The following is a 5,694-nucleotide window of genomic DNA, read 5'->3' as shown; positions in this document are numbered from 1 at the left end:
CCAATTCCGGAACTTGTGTGACGCCGATAATATTAGTGCCATGCCCACGCCAGCGGAAGATGCAGTTTTGATTTCGATTCTCTATGTATACATTATAATCTACTAGCCTGTGTCCAGATTTACTGTAGCGGCTCCAAGGCCATTTGAAACGAGTATCATAGAATGATAGATGCTATGGTAAAATATGATGCGATTTAGTTTCACTAGCTTATCTCATGCCTTACTTTTTTAGAAAATCTCCCATGACTTTTCCCGATCAAAATCGCCGTTCATTTCTTAAGACTTCTGTTGCAATGTCTGGGGCAATTCCACTTGTCGCTGGCCTGGCTCAAGCAGAATCGAATACTGTAAGTCAGCCACTGATGGCCTACGTGGGTACGTTCAGTTCTCCGCTTAAGGATATGCTAGAAACTCAAGTTGACTTGCCGCCCGGCAATGGCCGTGGGATTCATCTCTTCAAGGTGAATCGAGAGACCGGTGCAATGACACCTGCGGGCATTCATGCCATGGGAACAAGCCCAAGTTGTCTGGCTGTCAATGCAGCAGGTACTCATCTTTATTCGACTAATGAAACTGATGGCGTGGGGAAAGAAAAGCACGGATCGGTCAGCGCTTTCACTATCAACAAAGAAGATGGAAAGTTGAAGCCACTCAACACGGTTAGCTCTGGTGGTGCAGGTCCTACTTATGTGAGCATCCATCCTTCCGGTCGTTTTCTACTGATCGCAAATTATTTTGGGGGTTCCGTGTCCGTGCTTCCCATACTGGAAGATGGTCGATTGGGAATCGCGACAGATATTAAAAACGATGCTGGGAAAATTGGTCCTACAAAGGCCACAAACGCACCGAAGGGCAGCTTTGCTATCAGTGGACATGATCGAACACACGCTCATATGATTCAATCCGATCCTTCCGGTCGTTTTGTGCTGCATGTCGATTTGGGTTTGGATAAAATCTATATCTGGAAGTTCAATGAGAAAACGGGAAAACTGACCGCGAATCATCCTCACGCAATCTCACTCCCTCCCGGCGATGGTCCTCGGCATTTCCATTTTCATCCCAACGGGCGATGGTTCTATTCCATTCAAGAAGAAGGCTCGACAATTGTTTTGTTCGATTATGACAGTGAAGCGGGAAAGCTGAGTTCACGTCAAACTATTTCGACACTGCCGGCTGGATTTGTGGGAAGCAACTTTTGCTCAGAAATTCTCGTTTCGTCAAATGGAAAGTTTGTTTATGCGGGCAATCGTTTGCATGACAGCATTGGAATATTTTCAATAGGTTTAGAGGGCAGGCTGACCTTCATTGGTGAAGAATGGACACGCGGAAATTACCCACGCAGTTTCAGTTTCGATCCTACAGGACAATTCTTGTATTGTTGCAATCAACGGGCAGATAGCATCGCTGTCTTTAAGGTGGACAACAAAACGGGAAAATTAAACTTCACCAACCAATACGCTGCTGTAGGCAACCCTTCGCATATCGTCTTTCTTGACCTTGCAAAAAAAGGTAGTTGAAAATTTCTTAAGTGTTGGATTGCATTCCAAAATGGATAGATTTTGAGATTATTTTCTCAGGAAGTGATCTCGAACCCACATGGGTAGGCATGCTCCCCATTTTGTGAACCAGTTGCAAACGCTCCAGCGTATTGAGGTACCCTCAAGTATGACACAAATCGCGCAACTTAGTGTCCGATTATATCAATGATTGTTTTGTTTGTCTGCTGGAGCTGAGGGAAGCAGGCATGCAGAACAGTTTTGACTCTGGTACCGGTGCCCGGTATCCCAGAGGTCTGTGTGGTCAGATTATGTTGTCATTCTTTTCCGGTTGGACGATAGGGATTGCTGGCGTGAGATAGTTTTAGTTGCTCTGAATTTGGTGCTATATATTTTCTGAAACGACTTTAATCTCAGGGCACTTTAAGAAACGAACTGTCTAACTCGTGATTGAATCTATTGACGATACGAGTACGGTGCAAATAGACCGTAAGTTGACGCAAAAGACAAATTGTAAACAATTAAACTGGGTAAGTCTTTTGATCGCGGTCGAATAATGGATGTTGGACCAATGAAAGGTATAGGAGGCAAATTGAGTCGAGGCATACAATAATGAGTTGTTTCAAACTCGCAAGCATAATAACGCGGATCCCGACTCTTTGAAACGAGGAAGTAAAGGAATCGTAAGTAATGGCATACTGTATCAAGATGCTTTCATTTAGGCGAACGGCATTTACGCTGTTTAGCATCGGAATGATTGTCTCTCATGCAACGAGTTTAACTGCAATGACTGCAGAGAACGGGCCATTAAAACCCAACATACTGTTTATCGCCATTGACGATCTTCGCCCCGAACTGGGTTGCTACGGTGTGAAGGAAATTAAAACACCAAACATTGATGCCCTTGCAGAAAGCGGAGTCACATTTACCCGGGCTTACTGCCAGTTAGCGGTCTGTAATCCATCTCGAGTCAGTATTATGACTGGGTTGCGGCCAGATTCGACAAAAGTGTGGGATCTTGCTACGAGATTCCGCCACACGATTCCGGATGCCGTCACGTTACAATCGTACTCATGCAGTGAAAGAACGGAAGAATACGTCGCGTCATCTACGCGAAATGATGACGCGGTTTTTGCTTGAACATTTGCCTGTTCAGACAAGTGATAAAAAGAATATCGCCGGGAAGGAATAACACGACGTGACATCTCTTTTCTGTATTAGGTACGAATTGCACAATGAGATTATGGTGATTGTCACGAAGGATAAACATAACAATCTAAACACTCCAGGCGAAGCATTGAATGGGACCTGATAATGAACCTGTTTTTTAAGAATTCCTGCAGCTCTTTAATAACAATGTTTCTTGCCGTACATGCAGTGTTGGGAAATGAAGTTGCCATGAACACAGAATTCGAAAAACTAGGTATGCAGTACATAGAGCAGTCTACTGCATTTTCACCGGTTCGAGCAACGGGACTCGGAGATCATCGTTTCGATGACCAACTTGACGAAATCAGCGGAGAGGCACGCGCAAAACGGATACTGTGGACTGACAGTTTGATTGAACGACTCGAACGAATCGATCCTCGCAAGCTTTCTCGAGAAAACCAAGTTGACTACGCGCTATTAAGACACTCAATACAGGCTCAACTTTGGAAGCTCAAGGAATTACAGAAGTGGGCATGGAATCCGCTCATTTATACTGGATTGGCTGGAGATGCTATTCACGGATTGATGTCTCGCGATTTTGCACCACAACGTGTACGGCTTAAAAATGTCGCTGAACGACTAGAGCAGTTTCCGAGATTTCATGAACAGGTACGAAACAACCTGGTCATCAATCGTGTACCGGCTGTGCATGCCAAGACTGCCGTGGCACAGAATCGCGGAGTGTTAAAAATTCTGGATCATACTGTTCGCCCGCTGATAGACGACCTTCCAAAAGCTGAACGTGAACGACTCGTACATGCCATCGAAGTGGCCGAAAAAGCCATTGGAAAACATCAGGAATGGTTAGAGTCCGAGCTGCTGCCACATGCTAAAGGTGATTTTCGATTGGGTATCGAACTTTATGAGAAGAAGCTCAACTTCACTCTTCACACTCCATTAACACGGCGGGAAATTCGCGATCTGGCGGAACAAAGGGTCCGGAGCTTACATGAAGAAATGTACGATATTGCAAAAGGAGTTTACCTTAAGCAGTATCCACTAACCGATTTTCCGGAGCGCCCTTCAGATGCGTATCGCCGAGCCATTATTCGATTTGGACTGGAACAGGCTTATGCGGAGACTCCGAAAGCTGACGAAATTGTGGCTACAGCAAAACGATCGGTTGCGATGGCGACTGATTTTATTCGAAAGCAGGATTTAATCACACTCATGCCTGATCGGTTAGAGATTATTATCATGCCAGAGTTTCAACGTGGTGTATCGTTGGCCTATTGCGATACGCCGGGTCCGCTGGAAACAGGGCAAAAAACTTTTTATGCAGTCTCACCAATTCCAGAAAAATGGACACAGAAACAGATTAACTCGCATTTGCGAGAATACAACACACGCTCATTGGATGTATTGACCATTCATGAGGCGATGCCGGGACATTTTTTACAACTGGCTCACGCAAATCGCTTCGCAGGTAAACTGCGACATATGTTTCAATCGGGAGTTTTTGTCGAAGGCTGGGCTGTGTATTCAGAGTGGATGATGTGCCAGGAAGGCTTTCGGGACCACGATCCGCTTTTAAAGTTGATCACTCTGAAGTGGTATCTTCGTGATGCAACCAATGCCATCCTCGATCATGCGGTACACGTTGATGGAATCTCGCGAAGCGATGCAATGCGACTCTTGGTCGAAGACGCGTTTCAGGAGGAACGAGAAGCAGCTGGTAAATGGACACGAGCACAACTGACTTCCGCCCAATTATCCACGTATTTTGTTGGGTATCTGGAGCATGTCGCGATGCGACGAGAAGCGGAGCAACTATGGGGAGATGAATTTAATTTGAAAACGTACCATGACAAAGTCCTGTCTTATGGGTCACCTCCCACGCAGTTTGTACGAGTACTGTTGCATGAACATGTAATCCCTTTGCCAGGAGCAGTTCTCCAAACACTGGAATGATCGATGTGGCTCGTAAATCACTTCCGGTTTAGAGAAAACGCACAGAAACAATTATATGCCCTCATAGGTTTTGTGACTGACGACAATTTACAAAGACCGAGTGGACTCTTCGAGCTACTTTTGCAGGTTACGAAAGTCACCCGGCGTCATTCCAAATTCGCGCCGAAATACGGTACAAAGATGACTGGCGTCCCGAAAGCCATTACGATATGCAATTGTCTTCACTGCTTCATCATTTTCCAACAGTTGACGCTTTGTTCGAGCCAAGCGCATACGCGTGATCTCATCAGCGATTGTTCGACCTAGAAATTCTTGAAATCGTCGTTCCAGTGTACGACGAGAAATCACGACATGTCGGGCCACATCATTAACAGATAGTGCCCGATGACATTGATTTGCAATGAATCGTAAAGCGGTTGCAACTTGCGGATTCTCTACAGCAAACGCATCCGTCGATTGCCGCAAAACGAGAGACTCTGGAGGATGAAGGATTATTTCATTTGATTTCTTAGTCTGCCGAATCAGTTTGTCAAGTAATTCACCGGCTCGCCAGCCGATTTGCGGATAACCCAACTCGATACTCGATAGAGGTGGGGACGAGTTCTCACACACGAGCGGTTCGTTATTAGTAGAAAGTATCGCAACGTCATGTGGCACGTTGTGACCAGCACGCAGGCAAGCGTCTAATAAAAAACGTCCTAATAAGTCATCCGAAACGCAAACTCCGACAGGCGTCGAAAAAGATTGCGTTAGTTCAGAGAGGCGTCGTGAGAGTTTGTCCCATTGATCTTGGCTATGCGAGTAATTACGTCCAACGAGATAGCAATCACAATCAAAACCTAGATCCTGTAGCGTCGATTGAAATCCATTCAGTTGACAGTCAACACCTTTGTCTCGTCGAAATCCGAGATACGCAAATCGTCGGAAACCTCTGGCAACTAAATGTTCGGCTGCCATTTCACCAGCTTTTTCCCAATCTGGGAATACACCTGGTATGTTCTTTGCTGATGAGTTTAACCACACGTTTACAACCGGAACGCGTGCTCTGCGCACGTTTTGAAATTTCATTGCCGAGACG

General features: G+C 45.5%; 3 protein-coding genes and 1 pseudogene. 3 read left to right on the top strand and 1 reads right to left on the bottom strand.

All coding sequences use genetic code 11. The annotated features are described in order from the left end of the window. Positions 1-242 precede the first annotated feature (242 nt). From Q0668_RS14475 to Q0668_RS14465, 3 genes and pseudogenes are all read left to right on the top strand, one after another. Positions 243-1,517 (top strand): lactonase family protein, encoded by a 1,275-nt coding sequence (locus tag Q0668_RS14475; protein WP_298865901.1) that lies wholly within the window; start codon positions 243-245, stop codon positions 1,515-1,517. Between the two features lie 732 nt (positions 1,518-2,249). Further along, positions 2,250-2,558: pseudogene (locus tag Q0668_RS14470) on the top strand (sulfatase-like hydrolase/transferase); the annotation flags it as partial. Positions 2,559-2,894: 336 nt separating this feature from the next. Continuing rightward, the gene (locus Q0668_RS14465; RefSeq protein WP_298865897.1) at positions 2,895-4,616 is read left to right on the top strand and encodes a DUF885 domain-containing protein; all 1,722 of its coding nucleotides are present in this window, start codon (positions 2,895-2,897) and stop codon (positions 4,614-4,616) included. 114 nt (positions 4,617-4,730) lie between these two features. Here the strand turns inward: Q0668_RS14465 and Q0668_RS14460 are convergent. Then, positions 4,731-5,694: substrate-binding domain-containing protein (locus Q0668_RS14460; RefSeq protein WP_298865895.1), on the bottom strand; the 964-nt coding region annotated here is incomplete at its 5' end.

The organism is uncultured Gimesia sp., assembly GCF_937910335.1.
In the GTDB taxonomy this organism is placed as follows: Bacteria; Planctomycetota; Planctomycetia; order Planctomycetales; family Planctomycetaceae; genus Gimesia.
Note: the sequence above shows the minus strand (reverse complement) of the source record. Positions and strands in the feature narration are given on the sequence as shown.